Source organism: Mucilaginibacter hurinus (genome assembly GCF_003324525.1).
GTDB classification, from domain to species: Bacteria; Bacteroidota; Bacteroidia; order Sphingobacteriales; family Sphingobacteriaceae; genus Mucilaginibacter; species Mucilaginibacter hurinus.
Genome location: NZ_QGDC01000004.1, coordinates 1 through 22,641 on the forward strand (window position 1 = coordinate 1; position 22,641 = coordinate 22,641).

The window sequence follows — 22,641 nt, forward strand, 5'->3', positions numbered from 1 at the left end:
ATATCTTGTTTACTATAATTGGGAAAGACCACATCAGGGCATTAATGGCAAAAAACCTATCGATATGGTCTCCCTAAACAACAAATAAAAACACCTAATTCTATTACCAAATTAATAAACCCTTACAGCAATGATATTCCCGACGGTATCAAATTGTGTTACTTTTTCCAACCAGCCTAAATGATATTTTTCTTCCAGATTGATCTTTCCATTTGGATTAAACACTTCTTTAAAACCGTTTAACTCATTGTTCAGATAACTTAACCGGTTGGTTACACGGCCTTTCTCGTCATACAATATCCAATCACCCTGTCTTTGCCCTTTCACTAACCATCCCTCCGACTCGGGCTTTCCGTTTACATAAAAACTTGTAAAGTAGCCGTCATCTTCACCGTCTGTTTTATTTATCTCTGATTTCCTTTTACCGTTAAGATAATAGGTTATTGATAAGCCATTTAACTGGCCATCCCTGTAATGATTCACCTGCTCTATTTTACCCGAGGGATAGTATAACGTGTCGGCCCCGTCAACAACACCTTTACTGTTAAAGCGTGTATTTGACCTGCGATAGCCAGAGTAGCTGAACGTAGGCAAACTCGTGTTATTACCTGTTAAGTCAACGGTATGTAACAATGCACCTGCCTTATCAAAGAACGCCCGAGACTTGATCACACCGTTAACATACATCGACTTACAAAACACCTTTCCATCATCATAATACGAGATGCTCTGGCCGTCAGGCACGCCGTTTTTGCTTGCAGATTTTAACGATAACTGACCACTTTCAAAGTACTCTTCTGAGGCACCATCAGATAAATTACTTTTATAGTTACTTATGACTTTAATTTTGCCTGAAGGATAGTAATATTTCCATGTACCTTCGGCCTTATCATTGGTAAATCTGCCTTCATAAGAAATGTTCCCATTCTCGTGATAACCTTTATAAATACCATCAACTTTACCTGATACGTAAGGAATTAGGGTCTTAACTTTTCCGTTTCTATAGTATAAAGTGCTGGGGCCGTTAAATATATCATTGGTAAAGTTATTAATTTCACTAAGTGCACCGCTCGAATAATACTGGCGTTGTTCTCCTTCTCTTTTACCTTGTTTATAGTTAACGGTAAGCTTTTTGTTGCCTGCGTAATAATAGCTGGTGTATAACCCTTCGGACACCCCGTTACTATAATTATCTTCGCTGCTCAGGTTACCATTTTCGTAATAATAATACTGCTTACCATCTATCTTACCCAACTTGTAAAACTCTTTAGCTCTTGTGTCCCCATTACGATGGTAATACATCCATACACCATTCTTCTCGCCGTTAGCTGTGTAATTACCTGCCGCTCTAAGGTTGCCACCCGGATAATAAATTATCCAGGGGCCAACAAATGTTTTACCATCAACCATTCTTCCTTTGCTTACCAGTGCGCCATCTTCGAAGTAAAATCTGAGTGCTACCGTATCGCGCTCGCCATAATTAAGTTTACGGGTGGCACGTATCAGGTTGAAATAGTTACCCGCCTCCTCGGCAAATTTTTCAAGTTCTTTTTTATTTCGTTTGGTATAATTTTGCACCACCGGCAAATCAACGCCCGAGAATATGTGGAATATAAATACCTCAAACCTTTTCTGATTAAATACCTGCTTAAAATAGGGCAGATAGTATTGCACCCAAAAGTCACCATCAGTATTCTTATATTCCATTTTCTCAAACACGGCTTGTATCTGCCTTGAAATCGCGTCGTCAATAGATACCATAGGTTTGTAGGATGGGTCGAGTGCTATCTTTGATAGCACGATATCTTCTATCTCCTGATAGGCATCTCCGGCGCCAGTGCTGCGCTTATTTTTATATGCTAGCGCGTTATCATTACTTCTGGATAAGTTATTAAGAAAGGTAATGGCATTTGACACATATTTGCCCTGCGGATTTATTAATAAATACCCTATAAAGCTTAGATAAGCCGGCATTAACTTTCCTTGTTCCAGGGCCGCTATCCCAAGCTGAAAATGCGCGCTCGACATGTATGGGCTTATCAGCAACGTTTTCTTGTAAACTTCCTCAGCCTCGGCATATCGCTTCAGGCTCATTAGCGCGATCCCTTTATTAAAATATAAGGATGCAAAGGCGGGGTATTTGGCTATACCCTCGTCAAGTATTTTTAACGCTTCATCTTTCCGGTTCAGGTCATCCAAAATACTGCCTGTAATATTGTACAGATCTGGTTCATGCTCAAGATGCTCTTTCTGGCTTAGTCCTTCCTGCGCGTATTTAAGCGCCTCAGTATAATTGCTGTCTGCCTGATAATTAAGCGCACGTTCATATAGCGACCATACGTAGTTAGTGTCGTTACGCGAAATTTTGTTAAGTAGTTTTAAGGCACCTTTGTAATTACCCGAATCAGACCTGGCATTAGCCTGCCTAATCAGGTCGCCGGAGTTAATAAGTTCTATTTTTTGAGCAGAGGAAACACTATACGATACAAATAGTACTACAAGCAGCAAGTAAAAACGCGTCATGTGATAAGTAAGAAATTTTCAGGTTGAAATCTAGCAGTTTTTTCTCGAAAAACAAATTATTTGCATGATCACGCCCTGCAAATCAACTGTGATATAACGAATGCTTTGTAGTGAATCACTCCCCCCCGGGCATTAAAATTTTGCTTACATTGCATTTATCTTTACTAAAACGGTTTACATAACACCTATCAATGAAAATAAAGAGCTTGATTTTGTTAATAACAGTGGGAGCAATTTTGCAAAGCTGCAAGAGAACTGACAACCTATCCCCTTCCCAACCTCTCACTGACGCCATGGGTTCATCCAGCGGTTTAACCCTTAATACAGTAGGATCGCATAATTTTTATCAATTTATTAATAAAACCGGTAGCTGGGCAGAAGTAGCTAATGAATCGGTATCTATAGGCGGCACTTATAAACTAAGTGATTATAACGGCACATCATTCCAAAAATGGAAAATCACCCGGGTAAGTGACAGGGATTATACCATAAGTAACCTGGGTAATGGTCTATACGCACAATCATATAATCACAATGGCACACGGGTAATTGTGCAAAACAACCGGACATCCGGCGATGAACAACTGTGGCGAATAAGCCATATAAGCGGAAAAAACTATAAGGTAGTAAATGCTGCCGACGGACTTGCCATTACCGGCAACGGCACTGGTATGGTGCAACTAAAACCTTACATAGCAGCAGCGTCACAAATGTGGGGATTTAACCAGCTACCCCCAAGCGACACAATAAAAGCCGGCTCTTTTAAACTGGCCAATATTTTGCAAAACAATATGGTAATACAGCGCGACAAGCCTTTTAAAGTTTGGGGTACCGCCTCTCCAAACGCGTTGGTATCTGTTAAAGCTAGTTGGAACGGCAGTGTGCTAAGTACCAGGAGCGACGGAGGAGGTAAATGGCAGGTAGCCATCCCCGCGGTAGCGGCAAATACAACCCCCCAAACGCTGGTGGCATCAGTTACCGGTCAGCCGGCCGTTACCCTTAGCAATATACTTATAGGCGATGTCTGGGTATGCAGCGGGCAGTCGAATATGGTAATGCGCATGGACAGGGAAGGAACAGGGTTCTGGTCCTATAAAGGTGTTGAAAACTACGAGGCAGAACTGGCCGCGGCGCAATACCCCCAAATGCGCTTTTTAACTGTAGCTGATGCGCAAAACCCTGAGGCGCCCAATGCTGATATTCCGGCCTCGGGAGAGTGGAAGGTTGTTAATCCGGCTAACACGAAACGATTAAGCGCGGTGGCGTATTACTTTGGCAGGCGGGTGCATACCGCTATAAAGGTTCCCATCGGGTTAGTTGTTGCAGCTTTTGGCGGTACTGATTGTGAGGAGTGGACAAGCAAGGAAATTATAAATAATGACCCGATGCTGAAAAACTACTATGCTTCAAACCCGCGTATAGCACGCTTTTATAACGCTATGCTGTATCCCTTAAAAGATATGGCTATAAAAGGCTTTGTATGGTACCAGGGTGAAAACAATGTTGGCAACGAACCTAAAAGCAATTACACTGCATTGAATATTGCTATGGTTAAAAACTGGCGTAGCATTTTCGCAGATAATACGCTGCCGTTCTACTACACCCAATTATCAGCGTATAACCAGGGGGGGAATGACTATGTTCCTATCGCCCGTTTCCGCGAAGCGCAGGTAAGTATCATGGATTTCGACCCCGGCCGCATGGGCATGGCAGTTACGGTGGATGCAGGGCAATGGCTTGATATTCATTCTACTATAAAAAAACCGGTTGGCGATCGTCTGGCCTTTAATGCTTTACATAAAACTTATGGTTTAACTCAGGTTAAATATCGTGGTCCTAATAGCCCCACCCTTGCGCAAACGGATAACGCCGTTACCCTTACCTTTAAAGATGCTAAGGGGCTCAAAGCCAAAAAAGGAGGAACCAAAAATACCGGCGATTTTTACGTGGCCGAAGCTAACAAGATATTTGTAAAGGCAACAGCGAACATAATTGATGGGAAGGTGGTGATAACCAAACCAAAACCGAACCGCGATATAGTATCTGTCAGATATACTTGGTACGACTTTCCTACCGACAATACCTTTCAAAATAGTGATGGCCTGCCAATGGAACCCTTTCGTTTGGATGCGTGGTAAACGGTATTGCATTGTACGATATCCATGTATTTAATTAAATATGAATGCATATTAACCTTGCAGGTTGACGCAACGTTGCACGCATTTTATGAGACCATGTTATTAACCAGAACAGTTACATTAAAGCAGCCCGCATCTGCTTAATACCTTATTCATAAAATTAAATTTCATTCAAAATAGTTAAGCACAATCACATATTTGGCTAAATATTAATTAGTTAACAGTAAATTTTTTTGATTGCTGCCACCCTATGGTGCTATTTTTCTAACTAATTTTGTCACGTTAACTGACTTGCTGTCGCCCGCGTCCTACCAACTAAGGCACTGATTTTAAAGAGCACATCTTTAGAAAATGGCGAGTTATTTTACCTCAAAAAATAACTTATCTTATGACCATTGGCATTCCCAAAGAAATTAAAAATAACGAAAACCGTGTAGCGGCCACTCCCGCTGGCGTGGCCGCATTGGTGGCAGCAGGACACCGTGTAAGCGTACAGCGAAACGCCGGTGCTGGATCGGGGTTTTCAGACAGCGCCTATGAACTTGCCGGCGCTGTGCTTGTCGATACCGCCGCCGAAGCATGGTCGGCCGAAATGGTGATGAAGGTTAAAGAGCCCATCGCCACTGAGTTCCTTTACTTCCGTAAAGGGCTTATTTTGTTTACTTACCTGCATCTGGCGGCTGAACCTGCGTTAACAGCAGCCCTTGTTGATAAAGGCGTAACCGGTATCGCCTATGAAACTATCCAATTACCTAATGGCGCGCTGCCTTTACTTACGCCTATGAGCGAAGTTGCCGGACGCATGGCCGTACAGGTAGGTGCCGGTTACCTGGAGAAACCCAATGGCGGCAAAGGCGTATTGTTAAGCGGCGTACCGGGTGTACGACGAGGCAAGGTTGTGATTATCGGCGGCGGCGTGGCCGGCACCAATGCTGCTAAAATAGCGGTAGGTTCGGGTGCCGAAGTGACTATTTTAGATACTAATTTAGACAGGCTGCGCCAACTGGATGACATTTTTGGCTATCAGATTTCTACAAGGGCATCTAACGCCAGCACTATTGCCGAAGCGCTAAAGAGCGCCGACCTTGTTATTGGTGCAGTTTTAATTCCCGGCGCAAGGTCGCCCCGGCTGGTTACCGAAGCCATGGTAGCCGCGATGGAACCCGGTTCGGTAATAGTGGATGTGGCTATTGACCAGGGCGGCATATTTGAAACCGTTGATCGTGTTACCACGCACGATGAACCTATTTATATTAAGCATAATGTTATCCATTACTCGGTAGGTAATATGCCGGGGGCAGTGCCTTACACTTCCACCACCGCGCTTACCAACGCCACTTTAGGATATGCCCTGCAGATAGCCAACAAAGGCTATCAAAAGGCGCTCGCCGGCAATGCCGCCTTGGCTAAGGGGTTAAATACCTACGACGGCGCCGTGACCTACAAAGCCGTTGCAGACGTAACCGGACATGTTTACCGGGAAGTAATTTTTGATTAAAAGCTGTTATAGATAAGCAGATCTGATGATCTGCTTATTTTTGCATGCTGTTTGGAATCGGTCAGGCGTTATAAATTCCGTTTGCTGCTTTCAATGGCAATAAACTCCGGCAAGTAATCTGGGGTACATCCCTTTGATACCATCTTACCTTTATAAAGACCGTTTTTTTCTCCGATATCAATACAGCGGGCGCGGTATTCTTTATTGAAAACCCCTATCCAGCCTGCAGTGAAATTCATTGCCCATTGTACGTCAGGTTCTTCGATGCTTATCCGGTTTTCAATGGCTGCTAGCAATTCTTCGGTATTTGGGTGGTCTGTTTTACCCATCCACCGCAAACGCGCCTGGTAATACCAAAAAATCCGTCGTTGAAGCGGCGACGGGCTGTTTTGCCACGATTGCATTAGCGCTACCGTTTTCTTCTCCTTAGACAGTTGATTGGCCATCAACCAATCTACCAGACAGTTATGTTCACTAATTGGGTGCCGCTGCATATCTTTGGTCAGCTCATCAATCAAATCCTGCGAAAGAAGCTTATTATCCATTATGAGGATAGCCAATTGCCTGGGCAAAAATTCTCCGGTGGACCATAGTTCCATCGCCAGTCCATGATCCTTTTTTATATCTTTTGCAATTTTTCGCAAGTCACCCAACTTAGTTTTATCATCAATCTGGGCCAGGATGTTTTTTGCTTTTGATGAGCGTTCCATATCAATGTTGATTCGCTATTCCGGACAAATGAACAGGTAGCATTACGGTCAAAGATAAGCAGGAACATTTAGTAACACTACTAAAACTCTAATTGGATATGAAAACTTCAGGTGCTGAATTTTATAAAAGTCTTGTTAAATTAATTATAGAAGGTTTCAGATGTGAGGGCGTAAAGGTAACACGTAACCCCAACCATCAAAAAAAAGCCTCTCATTTTCATGAGAGGCTTCCGGGTAAATGATGGGGCTCGAACCCACGACCCCTAGAACCACAATCTAGTGCTCTAACCAACTGAGCTACATCTACCGTTTTGTAAGGTGTGCAAAAATAGAAATTGTAAGCCTAATTGCAAAGCTTTTTTAATATTTAACTGATACATTTGCCGCATGGTGATTGAGCTGTTTACAGATGGCGCCTCAAGCGGTAATCCCGGGCCGGGCGGATATGGTACTATCTTGCGTGCAGGACAGCACTATAAAGAACTTTCTGAAGGGTTCCGCAAAACCACTAATAACCGCATGGAGCTGCTTGCCGTTATAAAAGGACTTGAAGCGCTGAAGAACCCTAATCAAAATGTCATCATTTATTCTGACTCAAAATATGTAATAGATGCTATTGAAAAACGCTGGGTACATGGCTGGGTAGCAAAGGGTTTTAAGGATAAAAAGAACAAAGATTTGTGGCTGCGTTACCTGGAACTGGCCAAATTGCACAACATAAAGCTTAAATGGGTAAAAGGCCACGCCGGCCATCCCGAAAATGAACGCTGCGACCAACTGGCCGTAGCGGCTTACAAGCGACCTGGTTTACTCATCGACAGCGTTTTTGAAGCAGAAAATGCAAAGGTGAATTTGTTGTAGTTGATACTCGTTGATCCAAAACTTCACTTCCCGCCCAATTCAATTATCTCCATATCGCCCACCCTATCCCCTGTTATACTAAACCGCAGCAGCGTACGCACTTTTTGCCAGCCCTGCTTACCGGCCGCGCCGGGGTTAAGGTGCAGGCAGTTTATTTGCTTATCATAAATTACCTTTAATATATGCGAGTGCCCGCAAATGAAAATCTTGGGCGGGTTGCTGTAAATTTCGTTTCGTATGGCCGGATGATACTTGCCGGGATAACCGCCAATATGGGTTATCCAAATATCGGCCTTTTCGCAGGTAAAACGGAGGTTTTCAGGATATGCGCGTCGCACATACATGCCGTCGATGTTACCGTATACGGCTTTAAAAGGTTTAAAGGCGGCCAGGCGGTTGGCCACATCTATGTTTCCAATATCGCCGGCGTGCCATATCTCGTCACATTGGTCAAAGTGTTTAAACACGGCATCGTCCAAAAAGCTATGGGTGTCCGAGATAAGGCCGATGCGAGTCATTCTAATTACTTGTGGTATAAAGAAATATTGTTTTATGGCTGGCATCCCGGTTTACATACCGCTTGCCTTTGTAATCAATATACAGTTTATTGGTATTGGTAGCTACTATGCAATCAACATTGCTTTCTTTTAAGGGAATGTTTTTACTGTAATTATTTACATAAAGGTGCACCGGGTTAAGCGGGCGGCTGTAGCAATCTTTAAATAACGGGTACTCCCAATCATTATAACCTGATATAAAGCCAATGTTTTTATAACCTAACCGCTTAACTTCATTAAGTACTTCAGCATATTCAGGGTAGGTAGCCTTTTCGGTAATGAGTGAGAAATACTTTTGATACCTATTGTCGCTCACTGATATGGGCCGCGTTATCCTGAACCCGGCTACCATTGCATCGTATTTAATTAACGGGCGGCCAAAGTTAAACACCACCACCAGGTAACCATAAAATAATATTACAGGTAGCATTACGGCCGTCACTTTACGGAATAAGCCACTAACGCCTGCAGCATAACACACCAGCGGCAGGGCCATTAAAAATATGGTGGTGTGCAGCCGCGTACCCAACGACTGCCACTTTAAATACAATACAAATACTACTACCTGTAATACTACGGCTACCAACAAAAGCATTACGCTGCTGCCCGCTTTCCTTGTAGTTAGCGTGGCCAGCGTAATTATCAGGCCAATTAATATCAGGAAAAAATGGAAAAAATTGGGGGCGTAATCATCGTGCGTGGCCGTCATTCCGCCGTAAAAATAAGCCCATAACATATCGCCGGGTATTCCGGAAGTTCCGGGAATGGTGATGGCAGGGTCGTTCAGATTAACATGAACAGCATTACTGAACTTGCGCACTGCTTTATTAGCCAGTAAGGTAATATGCGGCACGCCTAAAACGCCCATGTGCAAATCGGCATTTTTTACCGCATTAACAACGAAGTACCGTACCGACATACTTTCATTTTTGTAGATGCGCGATTCCTCGTGATCCACACCCAAAAAATTACCGCTAAAACCATAGTTGCGGCTGTAATGCCCTATGTTGATCAATACAGGCAGTAACGCTGCCGTTAGCAAACCGCTATAGATATAATGTAGCTTTCTCTCTCTGAACACTTTTACAAGCACATCAATACCAAAAATGAGCAGCACCGGCGCCAGGTACATGTATGCAGTGCCCTTTGTAAAAAGACTTAGTCCCACCGCTAAGCCAAACCAGGCATAATTTTTTAGCGTTGGCTCTTTTATGGCCTTTAGCATAAAGTAAAATGCGGTGAGTACAAAGGCGGCTACCACTATATCATTTTGCGTACTTGATGCCTGCAAAAGCACCTCGGGTATTGTTGCGGCCAATATACAGCCGGCTACTTGCCAGCGGCTACCAAGGCCCATTGCCTTAATAATTAATGTAACCGCTATCATAGCCCAAACCAGGTATACAAACTGCACCGAAGACGACAAATAATCACTAAAATTTAGCAGGTTAATGTGCATAATAAGGTACTCGGCAAAGGGGGGTTGATACAGTTGCCGCACAATATGCGTTGGAAAATGTTCAACAGAGTGCTGACCTATCCAGGCAGGGATGCGTCCCATGTGGTAAGTAAGCGAATCGCGGTTATTGGGCGGATATATTATGCCCTGTGCAAATACCAGCAATAGCAACACGGCCAGCGCGCCCAACATTACCTTTTGGGACAGGCTGAGGGTAGTTAATTTAAGTTTTACATCGCTGCGAAGGTTTTTCACAAACGTATTAAGTTGCTCCCGCTGCTTAAAAAGATAGCGTATATGGCCTGCACCAACAACCGCCCACACCAGCATTATTGCCCAAACATTGATGAACGCAACCAGGCTGAGCACTTCGGTGGTTATAACTACCAGGAGCGAAAATAACAGCACGCTCTGTAGCAGCAGTGAGCGCTTATTTGAATTGGGTTGACGTACGCCAAGCGTTAAAAAGACCCCTGCAAAAGTGATAAGTAATAGTATGGCCATATAAAGGTTTACTGCGATACAGTGCCATAAAGGTATTATTATGCTTTAAAAAACTATAAAGAAATTTGCCAATGCCCGTTGGTACTGCTCGCTGTAAACTTTTGGAGCATTGTAAATTACAAACTGCTGTTGTTTTAACGCAAGCTGTTGTACACCAAAGCTTAATATTTCACGATGTGCTGCATCAGTTTTAAAAGAGTGCAGGGTAATATTTTTTTGCAGATGTAAACCGCGTTGTGCCGCTATGGACTTAACAAGCGCGGCGGTGTTTACCGGCAATACCAGCCATAGAATACCACCGGGCGATAAATGCTGCAATGAAACCGAAATTAACTCTTCAAAAAAACCGGCACCGGCATGTTTGGCCAGGTTTTTAACCGCACTTGGCGATGCCAGCGCATCAATATAAAAAGGGGGATTTGATATTATAAGGTCGTACTTATTTTCCGGATTAATTTTGAAAAAGTCGGCGAAACCCATGGCGTATGCCGTAAGTTTGTCTGCAAATGGGGAGTTATTAAAATTACTTGTCGCAGTAACGGCTGCTTCCTCATCTACCTCTACCGCATCTATTTTGGCTGTCGCGAAACGTTGTGCCAGCATTAACGCGATAACACCTGTACCGGTACCGATATCCAATATGGTTTGTGGTTTTTCCGCTTCGGCAAGAGCGCCAAGTAACACACCATCTGTATTAAGTTTCATGATGCAACCGCGCTGGTCTACATCAAATTTTTTAAAACGGAAAAGATGTTTTTCGGGCTTGCTCATGGTCAGGCTTCGTAAAGCTCAAGCGGCAGCCCGTCAGGGTCGGGGAAAAAGGTATATCGCTTTCCGGTAAATTCGTCTATCCTTACCGGCTCAGTAGCTATTCCGTATGCGTTAAGGGCAGCTATGGCCTCATCTATATCATCCACCGTAAGTGCCAAATGCCGCAGCCCCGCGGCTTCGGGCATTGAAGGGCGCGGCGGCGGCTCAGGGAACGAAAAAAGCTCAACCTGGTATTGTCCTGCAATTTCCAGATCGAGCTTGTATGAATTCCTTTCGGCGCGGTAAACCTCGCGTACTATGCTTAAACCGAGCACTTCGCAGTAAAATTGTTTTGACCGCTGATAGTCTGTACAAATTATAGCGATATGGTGTACCCCGTTTAGTTTCAGCATTGTTTATTCGTCGCCTAATATTACGTGCAGCACGTTATCATGCAGCAGCTTTACATCAGTTACGTGGCCAAACAACTCCTCATCTACATTGAAAAAACCGTTTGTAACAGTACCTAATAGCGTAAATTCGGTTTCACTTGTGGCCATCAGTTCAACAAAGCTGTCCTGCTGCTCAGGTGCAACACTCACTACTATCCTGCCCTGGGCTTCGCCAAACAGGAAAGCATCTTTACGAATGGCGCTATCAGTGGCAATGTCAAACCCTAATCCGTTAGGCATAGCTGATTCAGCCAGGGTTATGTATAAACCGCCATCAGCCACATCATGTACAGATTGCACCAATTTGTGCTGTATTAACAGTTTAATTACCTGGTGGGTGGCGTACTCTTTGTCCAGATCGAAATACGGGGCAGGCGATGCCTGTATTTTATGCCATGATGCCAGGTACTGCGACGCAGCAATATCGTTTACAGACTCCCCTATCAGGTAAATAAAATCGCCGGGTTGCTTAAAGTCAAGCGTCATTATATTATCCAGGTTATCCATTACGCCCAGCATACCAATAGTTGGGGTTGGGAACACCGGGCCCTCATCTGACGACTGGTTGTAAAAGCTTACGTTACCACCTGTTACCGGTGTTTCAAACTTACGGCAAGCCTCGCCCATGCCCTTAATAGCACCAACAAACTGCCAGTATACTTCAGGAATATATGGGTTACCAAAATTTAAACAATTGGTAATAGCAACCGGCTCGCCCCCGGCACAGGTAATATTGCGCGCAGCTTCGGCCACCGCTATGGCGCAGCCCTTTTGCGGGTCGGCATATACGTAGCGTGAGTTGCAGTCAACGGTTATTACAATGGCTTTATCGGTATCACGTACTGCAACAACAGCCGCATCACTTGGCCGGTTGGTGGTCATGGTTGATACGCCTACCATTGAATCATACTGGTCAGTTACCCAACGTTTTGAAGCAATATTGGGATGACCGATCAAATGTTCGGCTACAGCAATCAAATCTTCCGGCTCAGCGACATCTTCTATTTTAAACTTTTGGTTTTCGGCATAATAGGCAGGTTCGCGGTACTCGCGGGTATACACCGGCGCTCCGCCGCCTAATACCAAGTCGTCTGCAGGCACATCAGCAACCTTTTCGCCGTTCATAAAATACTCCAGGCGTTTGGTGTCGGTAACTTCGCCGATAATCGCACAGTTAAGATCCCACTTTTCAAACACCGCTTCAACCTCTTTTTCGCGTCCCTTGTGTACTACAATCAGCATACGCTCCTGCGATTCTGACAGCAATATTTCAAAAGGCTTCATATTTTCCTGGCGCGTAGGTACAGCATCTAGGTTTATCCGCATACCATGTTCACCCTTGGCCGACATTTCGGAGTTTGAACAAATTATACCCGCAGCCCCCATGTCCTGCATGCCCACAACCGCGCCTGTTTTAATCACCTCAAGCGTAGCTTCAAGCAGCAATTTTTCCTGGAAGGGGTCCCCTACCTGTACAGCAGGTAAGTCATTAACCGAATCTTCTGTTATATCTTTTGAGGCAAAGGCCGCACCGTGTATGCCATCTTTACCCGTTGCCGAACCCACTATATACACCGGGTTGCCAACACCATATGATGTAGCTGAAACGGTTTCGCCTTCCTTAACGATACCGGCCGAAAAGGCATTTACCAGCGGATTTATGTTATAGCATTCGTCAAAAAACAGTTCGCCGCCCACGGTAGGAATACCAAAGGCGTTGCCATAGTGGCTGATACCTTTCACCACGCCTTTAATTAACCACTTGGTTTTATCGAGATGAATATCACCAAAACGCAGGGAGTTTAGCTGTGCGATAGGACGGGCACCCATGGTAAATATATCGCGGTTAATACCGCCCACTCCTGTTGCAGCACCCTGGTAAGGCTCAAGCGCCGAAGGGTGGTTGTGCGATTCGATTTTAAAGGCACAGCCAATACCGCCGCCTAAATCTACTAAACCGGCATTCTCTTCGCCTGCTTTAGCCAGCATACGCGGACCATCCTTAGGCAAAGTTTTAAGCCATGTGATAGAGTTTTTGTAAGAACAATGCTCGCTCCACATTACCGAGAAGATAGACAATTCGGTAAAGTTAGGCACACGTCCCAGTATCTCTTTTATTCTTTCGAATTCTTCGGGTAACAGGCCAAGATCCTTGGCGGTTTCAACGGTGGTTAACTCTTGGTTCTCCAATGTGTATATTTTTATTTGAAAGGATGCGCAAAAGTAGGAAAAAGAGGCGAAAGCTTAAAGCAGAAAGCAAAAAGACTGATGCTAGCTGATATAGTATTAAAACTTATACCGATGATCAGAAAAAGCTTTTCGATTTCGATGAAGGTTACCAGTAGCATTAATGAAGCACGAACATGGTTAGCGCAAATTTAAAACATTAAGCAATCTGCCAGTGCTGCGTACCGTTTTACGGCGAGCACATACTGTATGCAAAAAGACGGCCCTTTCGGGCCGCCGCATTCGCCATCTACATATACAAATTGAGGGCTACATTTAAATAACTCACCTATAGTGTTATTCAGGTGCTCTGAAATTAATGGGAATTGTATATTTAACACGTACCGGGCGGCCATTTTGTATGCCAGGCCTCCAGGCTGGTGCCATCTTAAGTACGCGCAGGGCTTCTTCATCAAACCCGAATCCGGCTCCGCGATCCACTTTAAAATCTGTCAGCTTGCCATCTTTTTCCACAATAAAGCTTATTAGCACACGACCGTTTAAACCTTCACGCTCTGCAACTGCCGGGTAACGCAGGTGTTTTTGAAGAAACTTGCTCCACGCCTGTGCCCCGCCAACGGGCTCGGGCAATACTTCTATAGCGTTAAAGTTATATACACCGTTATCTGTACCTGCCCCTTCACCCATGCCGGTGCCCATGCCTTTAGCAGTTGCATCGCCGGTGCCGTTTGCACCACTGAGGTTTTCTACACCCGTGATGCCATCCTGGTTTTGTGGGCCGATGGCAGCGGTTAATTCGCTGATTTTTGGCGGATCAACGGTAGGCAAGTCGTCAGCTACCACTTCAGTGGGTATCGCATTTGTTTTAACCCTCGGCGCAGCAGCCGCCGGGGTTACCGGTGCAGCAGCGGGTGTAGTTATTTCAACCGGCGGCTCAACTTTTACCGGCGGTTTAATTTTTGTTATGTTGACAGGGGTTTCCTTATCCTTAGGTTCAACTATAGATACTGCCTGCTCTATTGCCGGCCTGGCGGCATATAAAACAATTGCCAATGCAGCGCCTACACCGAAAAAACCTATGCCCATTGACTTGAGCAACGTTGATGCGTAGGTTTGCCTTAACTCGTAGGCACCATAATTTTTGTTCCGGTTAGTAAATACAAGATCAAGCCACTCGGTCCTGTACAAATCAAATTTGGTGATAAGCATGATAATTGGAATTAAGTTTCTATTATAACGCGTATAAACAGTATTATATTTTGTTAAAATGGAAATATTTGCTGTTTTGAAACTTTAATAACGTTTACCCGCCGTAATTATTAAAGTAACAGATGTTTGAACACCCATATTACGTTAATGGCATAAAAAAGGCCGGTTTATTACCAGCCTTAATTATAGTTACCTACCATTCTTTAGTAATAATTTTTTTAAGCTTCGTTTCGGCGGGCGACAACCCGCTTGTTTTGGCCATATATGATTTTAATTTTGCGCCTACCCACCTGCAGTTCATCAATAACTTATCAATATAATCGTCCGTATCTTTTTGTCCGAGTTTTCTGTACCCATGTTCAAGAGGTATTTTTTTTCCAGACACCGGAACATAGTTGGCGTAACGGTCGCGCTGGTAAGGCACAACAACAAAATTAGTTAGCCAATAGCGGTATTTGTCTCCTTTAACCTCTATAGTGAGGTCAAACTCGATTTTGGCATTTGGCTGTAAAGATACAAGCGCTTTTTTCCTGACCATAAAACCACCTGTGCCTGTAAGACTTAACTTGCTCTTATTTTCTTTATTCAACTTAAGCTGATCAGATGGATATGCCGTCTTCAAAAAATGCAGTGCCCTGTTATATAAGGTGTCAGTATTTACTGATGGCTCGGAAGCAACCTGGTAATAAATGTATTTATCATTTTCATCAAACGATAATGAATCTGTTGTTTGTGCGTGAGCCAAGGCCACGCCGAAAGCAAACATTAGTGTTAATACTATTTCTTTCATTATGTAAATATAAAAAAGCCGCCCCAAATGAGGCGGCTTTCTGAAAAAATCAACTCAAATTATTCAACTATTAGAAAGCGTATACTGCTGCCAATACAAATTGAGAAGCTTGCTTAGATGGAGTTCCATTCTTTTTCAAGAAGTTTCCATCGTTGTTCCAGCTGTCAAGCCTTACCTCAGGAATAAAAGTAAGCGGACCACCTTTAATATTTGCAGTTAACGTAATAGCTTTTACGTTTTGTGATTCTACATCAACTTCAACACCTTCTTCCATAGTGGTGTAACCTTTCCATTTAAAGTACTCAGCTCTTACTCCGATGGTTGCGATGCTAGACACGGCGATTTGCGGATATAAGGCCACGCCGGTGTAACCGCCAGCGCTTTCCGGTGCCGACCAATCAGCTGCGTTTAAGCCCAATTTAAAGGCATCGGTGATTTGGTATGCTGTAGTCAGGTCAAAAATGGTACCTGATGTTTTACCTGTTAATACGTTCAGATAAGCACTCCAGCCCTCAACCGGTGTCAACCCGATCTGTGCGCCAAAATTGTCAAGTTTTTTTGCCGAACGGTAGCCATTCCAAACATCATTAAAGATACCTGCCATTAAGCTCACCTTATCATTAACAACATAGCTCGCTTTAAAGCCGGCATTTTGGAATGGGCCATTTGTAAACAAATAAGAAGTTGAGTAATTGAAATTACCTACCGGGCTAATTACCTCGTATCCTATAAACGTTCCCATATAACCGGCTGTTAATGCAAACTTGTCGGTTACATCATACGATACATATAAGTTTTGAATGTGGTAGAAGTCGCCATTTAAACCTGTGGGCAATGACTGCTCCTGTCCGCGCGGACCGAAAGAAATCTCGCCTACGAATGACGCGCGCTGCAATTTTTTCTTCAATGCTATGTCAACCATACCAATCGACATTGAATTGTGGTCAGTAGCAAAGCTGGTACCGATGTTTTTACGGTCAGCGAAATCATACTTAAAGTATGTATCTACCGAACCGCTGATCGTCAGGGTAGAATCCTGGGCTTTGGCTGTGAATACAGCTGCAGATAATAAAGATAAAAGTAAAAGTTTTCTTTTCATGATAACGATTGGATTAATTAAGTTTTCGATTTGATGATTTAATTGCAATAGTTTTTAATTTTTTTGAGAACGGTGTACGATAATTAAAACAGAAAGCTCCTATTACGCCCATAATTGTGAAAAAGGATAAATTTTAAATATCATATTTTGTTAATTATATTATAAAAAGCGTTTTCTATTAAAATTTTGATAAAAGTAGGTACTGATTTTATCAAAAACAAATTTATTAAGTAATTTTCTTAAATTATTTTCAACAAAAACACATAATATATCGATTAGCAGCAAAATAGATAAGATGTTTTTGGCATGATTAGCCTAATTACTGGAAATATCTCATTTAATAATCCTCAAAACACAAAAAAACCTATATCAATTTAATAATTAACAAAAATCAGGCGATCATTTTGCATAATAACACGGAAAATCGACATTCACTGACACAATTTCTGCTACTGGATAAGCAAAATCGAAAAACGAACCGCGGATTTGGCAATAGTTTTTGCGATTGAGTAATTATTTAAAAATTGCGCATTGTTAAATGATAATTCTAATTTTGGGGATAACCTAAAATTGATTTCAAATGCCGAGTGTACGTTTTCAAGCGCTTCAATCTGTTTTAAACAGAACTATACCCGAAGTAAAAATGCCATCGCCGAAAATTTCAGATTTTTATGGCGCCAACGTCTTTGATAAAAAGAAGATGAAGGAATATTTGTCAACTGAAGCTTATCAAAGTATTGTTAACTCTATTGACAACGGCGAGCCAATTCCGCGTGATATGGCCGACCAGGTTGCTTCTGCTATGCGCGCCTGGGCTATGAGTAAAGGCGCTACACATTACACCCACTGGTTTCAGCCATTAACCGGCACCACTGCCGAAAAACATGATTCGTTTTTTGAGCCTACCGCTGACGGAGGTGCTATAGAGCGCTTTTCGGGCGATGCACTGGCCCAGCAGGAACCCGACGCCTCAAGCTTTCCCAGCGGTGGCATACGTAATACTTTTGAGGCACGCGGTTATACAGCGTGGGATCCATCGTCGCCGGCCTTTATTATGAGCCGTACTTTATGCATACCTACAGTATACGTATCGTACACCGGCGAAGCATTAGATTATAAGGTGCCATTGTTAAAGGCACTAAATGCCTTAGATAAGGCAGCTGTTGAAGTATGTCATTACTTTGATAAAAGCGTTGAAAAGGTAAACGCATCATTAGGTATTGAGCAGGAATACTTTTTGGTTGACATTGCGCTTTTTAACGCGCGCCCTGATCTTTATTTAACCGGTCGCGCCCTATTTGGCCATATATCCGCTAAAAACCAGCAACTGGAAGACCATTACTTCGGCTCAATACCGGAGCGTGTATATGCTTTTATGCAAGATATGGAAACCGAGGCACTATTACTGGGCATACCATTAAAAACACGTCATAACGAGGTAGCCCCATCGCAATTTGAGTGCGCGCCCATCTATGAAGAGATAAACCTGGCCATTGATCACAATCAATTGTTAATGGATTTGATGGACCGCGTGGCAAAACGCCACAACTTTAAAGTACTGCTGCACGAAAAACCGTACGCCGGCATAAACGGATCAGGCAAGCATAATAACTGGAGCATGATTACCAACACAGGCCGCAACCTGTTATCACCTGGTAAAACCCCAAAAAACAACCTGATGTTCCTCACTTTTTTTGTGAACACAATAAAGGCAGTTTATGAGCATGCCGACCTTTTAAGAGCCTCTATCGCATCAGTGAATAATGATCACCGCCTTGGCGCCAATGAGGCTCCACCGGCCATCATGTCGATATTTTTGGGCAGCCAGTTAAATGATGTGCTTGACGAGATAGAAACGTCCCGCCTGAGCAAAAAAATTAAAGAGGATAACACCCTGTGGCAGGGCATACCTAAAATACCCCAGATATTGCCTGACAATACCGACCGTAACCGCACCTCTCCTTTTGCCTTTACAGGTAACAAGTTTGAATTGCGTGCGGTAGGCTCATCAGCCAACTCGGCAAGCCCGATGACCATCCTTAATCTTATAGTAGCTGACCAGCTCCGGAAATTTAAAACGGACGTTGATAAATTGATGAAGAAAGGCGAAAAAAAGGATGTTGCGCTGATGCTCACTATTAAAAGGTACATTAAGGAATCAAAGAATATCCGTTTTGAAGGTAATGGTTACAGCGAAGAATGGGAAAAAGAAGCTGAGTCTCGCGGACTGTCAAATTTCAGGACCACCCCGCTGGCCCTTGATGCGATGGTAGGCGAAAAAACCGAACAGGTATTTGCAGATACCGGGGTGTTTACCAAGCGGGAGGCGCATGCCCGTCATGACATATTGCTTGAAAGCTATTATAAAAAGTTACAAATAGAAGCACGGGTGATGGGCGAACTGGCTACCAACGTAATCATTCCGGCAGCCATCAACTATCAAACCAAGCTTGTACAAAATGTAAAGGGCCTTAAAGAGCTAGGGCTTGATGCCAGTACGTATGAAGCTCAGGTTGATATCATCAACAAACTATCTGAACACATTAACTTTATCAGAAAAAATGTGGAGGAGATGGTGCAGCAACGTAAAAACATCAATAAGGTAGATGATACCCGCCAAAAGGCTATTGATTATGATGAAAAAGTACGTTCATTCTTTCAGCCGATAAGGTACCATGTAGATAAGCTTGAACAGCTGGTTGACGACACCTTGTGGCCGCTGCCAAAATTCAGGGAACTCCTGTTCTTTAAGTAAAAAAAGTACTCTTGTTTCATTAGCACGAATGTCAGGGATTAAATTCCTTGGAATTCGTGCTTTTTAATGTGAAAACAGGTCGGCTTGTTTATGCTGGCTGATAAAAACCTCGCGGTATTTTGCGAGTAATGCCGACTTTGATATAAAACCAACAAACCTGCCGTCTTTAACAACCGGTAGTTGCCATACGTCCAGCTGGTCAAAAATCCTCATCACACTATTTACCGACTGACCATAATCAATTATGGCCGGTGGCACGGTCATCAAATCAGCCACCGTAACATTTTCCATATCGTCTAAAAACAATTGCCTCCGTACTTCATCAACCAGTACAACTCCGTCCAACGCTCCCTCATCCAGCACAGCGAAAATATTAGATTGTGTTTCACTTAAAATTTTATAGAATTCCTTAACCGACCGATTTTTATTGACCGCAACATAACTGGTGTTTATCACGCTATCAATGGCAATTGCATCAAGCATATCATCGTCATGGTCCGGATGTATATTGCGCTCATGTACAAGATCATGCCAATACATATTATGTGGTGTAAAATAACGCGACATGATGTAAGATATGGCCGACACAATCATCAATGGGATAAATAACACATACCCCCCGGTAATTTCGGCTATCAGGAATATAGCTGTAAGCGGAGCATGTAAAACACCACTCAATGCGCCGGCCATGCCAACAGCAATGAAATTTCCGGTGCTTAAATGTACGAGCCCGGTTAAATTAATACCATAAGCTAAAAATAACCCTAAAAAAGCACCTGTAAACATGGTTGGCGCAAATGTGCCGCCGTTACCACCGGCGCCTATAGTGATGCCAGCGGCTACTATCTTCATAAACACCAGCAGGGCTATAAAGCCCAGCACGGCTACTGGATGATGTAACCACGGATTTAATAGTGATTGCTGTGTTATTACCTGGATATTGCCATTGAGTATTTGCTGAAGGTAATAGTAACCCTCACCAAATAAAGGCGGGAAAAGCAATATAATTATCCCAAGCAGCAGCCCGCCGGCAACGGCCCGCACGTAGCGGTTTTGTTTTACAAAAATACCCTTTTCCAATTTACCCGCCACGGTGCTGATATAAACAGAAGTACAACCGGCCAGTAAACCTAGTAATATATAAAATGGCAAAGCTTCCATAGCCCACCCTTCAGTAACCAAGTGGAATAGCTGTTTGGAGTATAATGCTTTTGATACTACCACCCCTGTGGCTGATGCTATAAGTAATGGTATAAAGGTTGGTATAGTTATTTCTCCTATCAATAGTTCAAGCGAGAATAATACACCCGCTATCGGGCTGTTAAATACAGCGGCTATACCAGCCGAGGTTCCGGCGGCAAGCAACAGTGTTTTTTCGTAAGATGAGAGTTTAAAAAACTTACCGGTGTTTGAACCTATGGCTGCGCCTGTGCAAACAATGGGCGCCTCCAGCCCCGATGAGCCGCCAAAACCCACCGTTAATGAACTGCTTATCAAATGCGAGTAAACATTATTAACCTTGATGTTTGACCGGTTGCGTTTAATACTTACTAATATGTTTCCTATTCCCCGCTGTATCTTGTCGCGGTTAACAAGGTGTATATAAACAACGGTCAATAAAATCCCAAGCGCGGGCAAAAACACATATATAAAATGATATGGCAGGTGTGATGAGATGTTGCGGCTGATATCTTCCATCAAATGCACCAAAAATTTTAGCGCTACAGCAGCCAGGCCCCCAATTAACCCTACCACCACGCTGCAGTAAATTAAAAAATTACGCTGACTATTTAATTTAAGCCGCCACCTGTTTATGTTATAAAATAGTTTTTTTAGCATACAGGAACACCGCAAGCAGGCAATGTAATATTTTTAGAACTTTAAAAAGTTATTAAAAAGTATATTTGCCCATGATTTCCTCGCAAAGATATGACCAGCGCGGCGTATCGGCCTCAAAGGACGACGTGCACAATGCAATAAAAAATATCGATAAAGGCATATTTCCAAAGGCTTTTTGCAAAATAATACCAGACATTATTAGCGGCGACGCTGAGTTTTGCAATATTATGCATGCAGATGGTGCCGGCACCAAATCATCATTGGCTTATACTTACTGGAAGGAAACCGGGGACATATCAGTTTGGCGCGGTATAGCGCAGGATGCGATTATCATGAACCTGGACGACCTGTTATGTGTGGGTGCTATAGATAACATCCTGTTATCATCAACCATTGGCCGTAACAAGAATTTGATACCGGGCGAGGTGATTGCTGCTATTATAAATGGCACCGAAGAAATTTTAAGCGAGCTGCGTGACGCAGGTATAGGCATTTACTCAACAGGTGGTGAAACAGCCGACGTTGGCGACCTTGTGCGGACAATTATTGTTGACAGTACGGTTACGTGCCGCATGAAGCGCGACGACGTAATATCCAATCATCGTATTGCGCCGGGAAACGTTATAGTAGGGCTTGCCTCCTACGGACAGGCAAGTTATGAGCATGAGTATAACGGCGGAATGGGTTCCAATGGCCTTACGTCCGCAAGGCACGACGTATTTAATAAAACCATTGCTGATAAATTTCCTGAAAGTTACGACGCAGCCATTCCATACAACCTGATATTTTCAGGCTCAAAGAACCTTACGGACAAAATAGACATTGGCGGACAAGAAGTTACAGCCGGCAAATTGGTTTTATCGCCCACTCGTACTTATGCGCCTATTATTAAAACCATTTTGGACAACTATCGCCGGCAAATTAATGGCATGGTACATTGCAGCGGCGGCGCACAAACCAAGGTACTGCACTTTGTTGATAACGTGCATGTTATTAAAGACAACCTCTTCCCTGTTCCCCCATTATTTAAACTGATACAAGAGGAATCAAAAACAAGCTGGCAGGAAATGTACAAGGTATTTAATATGGGTCACCGTATGGAGCTGTACGTGCCCGAAGAAATTGCTGCCGATGTTATTGCCATATCAGAGCGTTTCAACGTAGAAGCCCGCATAATTGGCCGCGTAGAAGCCGGTGATAAAAAACAGGTGACGATAAAGTCGGAGTTTGGCGAATTTGTGTATAATTAATATACTTTCAAACTCTGTTTAACGGCTAACTTACAAACTAGCGAAAAACCAGTGAATGTA

Annotated in this window: 16 protein-coding genes and 1 tRNA gene; 5 read left to right on the top strand and 12 right to left on the bottom strand. The window is 43.4% G+C overall.

Features of this window, described 5'->3' with window-relative positions; translation table 11 throughout:
• Positions 1-111: 111 nt before the first annotated feature.
• Positions 112-2,523: a tetratricopeptide repeat protein gene (locus DJ568_RS07720; RefSeq protein ID WP_114004697.1), complete on the bottom strand. Its 2,412-nt coding sequence runs from the start codon at positions 2,521-2,523 to the stop codon at positions 112-114.
• A 293-nt stretch (positions 2,524-2,816) separates the two neighbouring features.
• On the opposite strand from DJ568_RS07720, the gene DJ568_RS07725 reads away from it, so the two are divergent.
• The gene (locus DJ568_RS07725; protein ID WP_158534893.1) at positions 2,817-4,661 is read left to right on the top strand and encodes a sialate O-acetylesterase; all 1,845 of its coding nucleotides are present in this window, start codon (positions 2,817-2,819) and stop codon (positions 4,659-4,661) included.
• Positions 4,662-5,049: 388 nt separating this feature from the next.
• Positions 5,050-6,159, top strand: coding sequence for an alanine dehydrogenase (gene ald / locus DJ568_RS07730; RefSeq protein ID WP_114004699.1), 1,110 nt, complete (start codon positions 5,050-5,052; stop codon positions 6,157-6,159).
• Between the two features lie 68 nt (positions 6,160-6,227).
• Here the strand turns inward: ald and DJ568_RS07735 are convergent, their stop codons facing one another.
• Positions 6,228-6,869 carry a DNA alkylation repair protein gene (locus tag DJ568_RS07735; RefSeq protein WP_114004700.1) on the bottom strand — a complete coding sequence of 214 codons (642 nt, stop codon included), beginning with the start codon at positions 6,867-6,869 and terminating at the stop codon, positions 6,228-6,230.
• Positions 6,870-7,102: 233 nt separating this feature from the next.
• A tRNA-His gene (locus DJ568_RS07740) sits at positions 7,103-7,176 on the bottom strand.
• An 83-nt stretch (positions 7,177-7,259) separates the two neighbouring features.
• Between DJ568_RS07740 and rnhA the strand changes: the two genes are divergently transcribed.
• On the top strand, positions 7,260-7,730 hold the full coding sequence (gene rnhA / locus DJ568_RS07745) for a ribonuclease HI (RefSeq protein WP_114005004.1): 471 nt from the start codon (positions 7,260-7,262) through the stop codon (positions 7,728-7,730).
• 23 nt (positions 7,731-7,753) lie between these two features.
• Here the strand turns inward: rnhA and DJ568_RS07750 are convergent, their stop codons facing one another.
• The 8 genes from DJ568_RS07750 to DJ568_RS07785 form a co-directional block, all read right to left on the bottom strand.
• The gene (locus DJ568_RS07750) at positions 7,754-8,248 is read right to left on the bottom strand and encodes a metallophosphoesterase family protein (RefSeq protein ID WP_114004701.1); all 495 of its coding nucleotides are present in this window, start codon (positions 8,246-8,248) and stop codon (positions 7,754-7,756) included.
• Position 8,249: 1 nt separating this feature from the next.
• Positions 8,250-10,250 carry an ArnT family glycosyltransferase gene (locus tag DJ568_RS07755; RefSeq protein ID WP_114004702.1) on the bottom strand — a complete coding sequence of 667 codons (2,001 nt, stop codon included), beginning with the start codon at positions 10,248-10,250 and terminating at the stop codon, positions 8,250-8,252.
• Between the two features lie 45 nt (positions 10,251-10,295).
• Positions 10,296-11,021, bottom strand: a complete 726-nt coding sequence (locus DJ568_RS07760) for a tRNA1(Val) (adenine(37)-N6)-methyltransferase (protein WP_114004703.1) — start codon at positions 11,019-11,021, stop codon at positions 10,296-10,298.
• Positions 11,022-11,023: 2 nt separating this feature from the next.
• The gene (gene gloA2, locus DJ568_RS07765) at positions 11,024-11,413 is read right to left on the bottom strand and encodes an SMU1112c/YaeR family gloxylase I-like metalloprotein (protein ID WP_199560915.1); all 390 of its coding nucleotides are present in this window, start codon (positions 11,411-11,413) and stop codon (positions 11,024-11,026) included.
• Positions 11,414-11,416: 3 nt separating this feature from the next.
• Positions 11,417-13,642 (bottom strand): phosphoribosylformylglycinamidine synthase subunit PurL, encoded by a 2,226-nt coding sequence (purL, locus tag DJ568_RS07770; RefSeq protein ID WP_199560916.1) that lies wholly within the window; start codon positions 13,640-13,642, stop codon positions 11,417-11,419.
• Between the two features lie 333 nt (positions 13,643-13,975).
• On the bottom strand, positions 13,976-14,848 hold the full coding sequence (locus DJ568_RS07775) for an energy transducer TonB (protein WP_114004705.1): 873 nt from the start codon (positions 14,846-14,848) through the stop codon (positions 13,976-13,978).
• A gap of 193 nt (positions 14,849-15,041) precedes the next feature.
• Positions 15,042-15,638, bottom strand: a complete 597-nt coding sequence (locus tag DJ568_RS07780; protein ID WP_114004706.1) for a DUF4468 domain-containing protein — start codon at positions 15,636-15,638, stop codon at positions 15,042-15,044.
• Positions 15,639-15,708: 70 nt separating this feature from the next.
• Positions 15,709-16,737: a porin gene (locus DJ568_RS07785; RefSeq protein ID WP_114004707.1), complete on the bottom strand. Its 1,029-nt coding sequence runs from the start codon at positions 16,735-16,737 to the stop codon at positions 15,709-15,711.
• 580 nt (positions 16,738-17,317) lie between these two features.
• Between DJ568_RS07785 and DJ568_RS07790 the strand changes: the two genes are divergently transcribed.
• The gene (locus DJ568_RS07790; RefSeq protein ID WP_114004708.1) at positions 17,318-19,492 is read left to right on the top strand and encodes a glutamine synthetase III family protein; all 2,175 of its coding nucleotides are present in this window, start codon (positions 17,318-17,320) and stop codon (positions 19,490-19,492) included.
• Between the two features lie 63 nt (positions 19,493-19,555).
• Here the strand turns inward: DJ568_RS07790 and DJ568_RS07795 are convergent, their stop codons facing one another.
• The gene (locus tag DJ568_RS07795) at positions 19,556-21,250 is read right to left on the bottom strand and encodes a chloride channel protein (protein ID WP_158534894.1); all 1,695 of its coding nucleotides are present in this window, start codon (positions 21,248-21,250) and stop codon (positions 19,556-19,558) included.
• 152 nt (positions 21,251-21,402) lie between these two features.
• On the opposite strand from DJ568_RS07795, the gene DJ568_RS07800 reads away from it, so the two are divergent.
• Positions 21,403-22,581, top strand: a complete 1,179-nt coding sequence (locus DJ568_RS07800; RefSeq protein ID WP_199560918.1) for an AIR synthase related protein — start codon at positions 21,403-21,405, stop codon at positions 22,579-22,581.
• Positions 22,582-22,641 lie beyond the last annotated feature (60 nt).

Excerpts from the sequence above, each read along its gene's own strand:
- DJ568_RS07735 (WP_114004700.1), bottom strand. The coding sequence starts at position 6,869 with ATGGAACGCTCATCAAAAGCAAAAAACATCCTGGCCCAGATTGATGAT.
- DJ568_RS07725 (WP_158534893.1), top strand. The coding sequence starts at position 2,817 with ATGGGTTCATCCAGCGGTTTAACCCTTAATACAGTAGGATCGCATAAT.
- DJ568_RS07755 (WP_114004702.1), bottom strand. The coding sequence starts at position 10,250 with ATGGCCATACTATTACTTATCACTTTTGCAGGGGTCTTTTTAACGCTT.
- DJ568_RS07790 (WP_114004708.1), top strand. The coding sequence starts at position 17,318 with ATGCCGAGTGTACGTTTTCAAGCGCTTCAATCTGTTTTAAACAGAACT.
- gloA2 (WP_199560915.1), bottom strand. The coding sequence starts at position 11,413 with ATGCTGAAACTAAACGGGGTACACCATATCGCTATAATTTGTACAGAC.
- DJ568_RS07750 (WP_114004701.1), bottom strand. The coding sequence starts at position 8,248 with ATGACTCGCATCGGCCTTATCTCGGACACCCATAGCTTTTTGGACGAT.
- ald (WP_114004699.1), top strand. The coding sequence starts at position 5,050 with ATGACCATTGGCATTCCCAAAGAAATTAAAAATAACGAAAACCGTGTA.
- DJ568_RS07780 (WP_114004706.1), bottom strand. The coding sequence starts at position 15,638 with ATGAAAGAAATAGTATTAACACTAATGTTTGCTTTCGGCGTGGCCTTG.
- DJ568_RS07760 (WP_114004703.1), bottom strand. The coding sequence starts at position 11,021 with ATGAGCAAGCCCGAAAAACATCTTTTCCGTTTTAAAAAATTTGATGTA.
- DJ568_RS07785 (WP_114004707.1), bottom strand. The coding sequence starts at position 16,737 with ATGAAAAGAAAACTTTTACTTTTATCTTTATTATCTGCAGCTGTATTC.
- DJ568_RS07720 (WP_114004697.1), bottom strand. The coding sequence starts at position 2,523 with ATGACGCGTTTTTACTTGCTGCTTGTAGTACTATTTGTATCGTATAGT.
- DJ568_RS07800 (WP_199560918.1), top strand. The coding sequence starts at position 21,403 with ATGATTTCCTCGCAAAGATATGACCAGCGCGGCGTATCGGCCTCAAAG.
- DJ568_RS07775 (WP_114004705.1), bottom strand. The coding sequence starts at position 14,848 with ATGCTTATCACCAAATTTGATTTGTACAGGACCGAGTGGCTTGATCTT.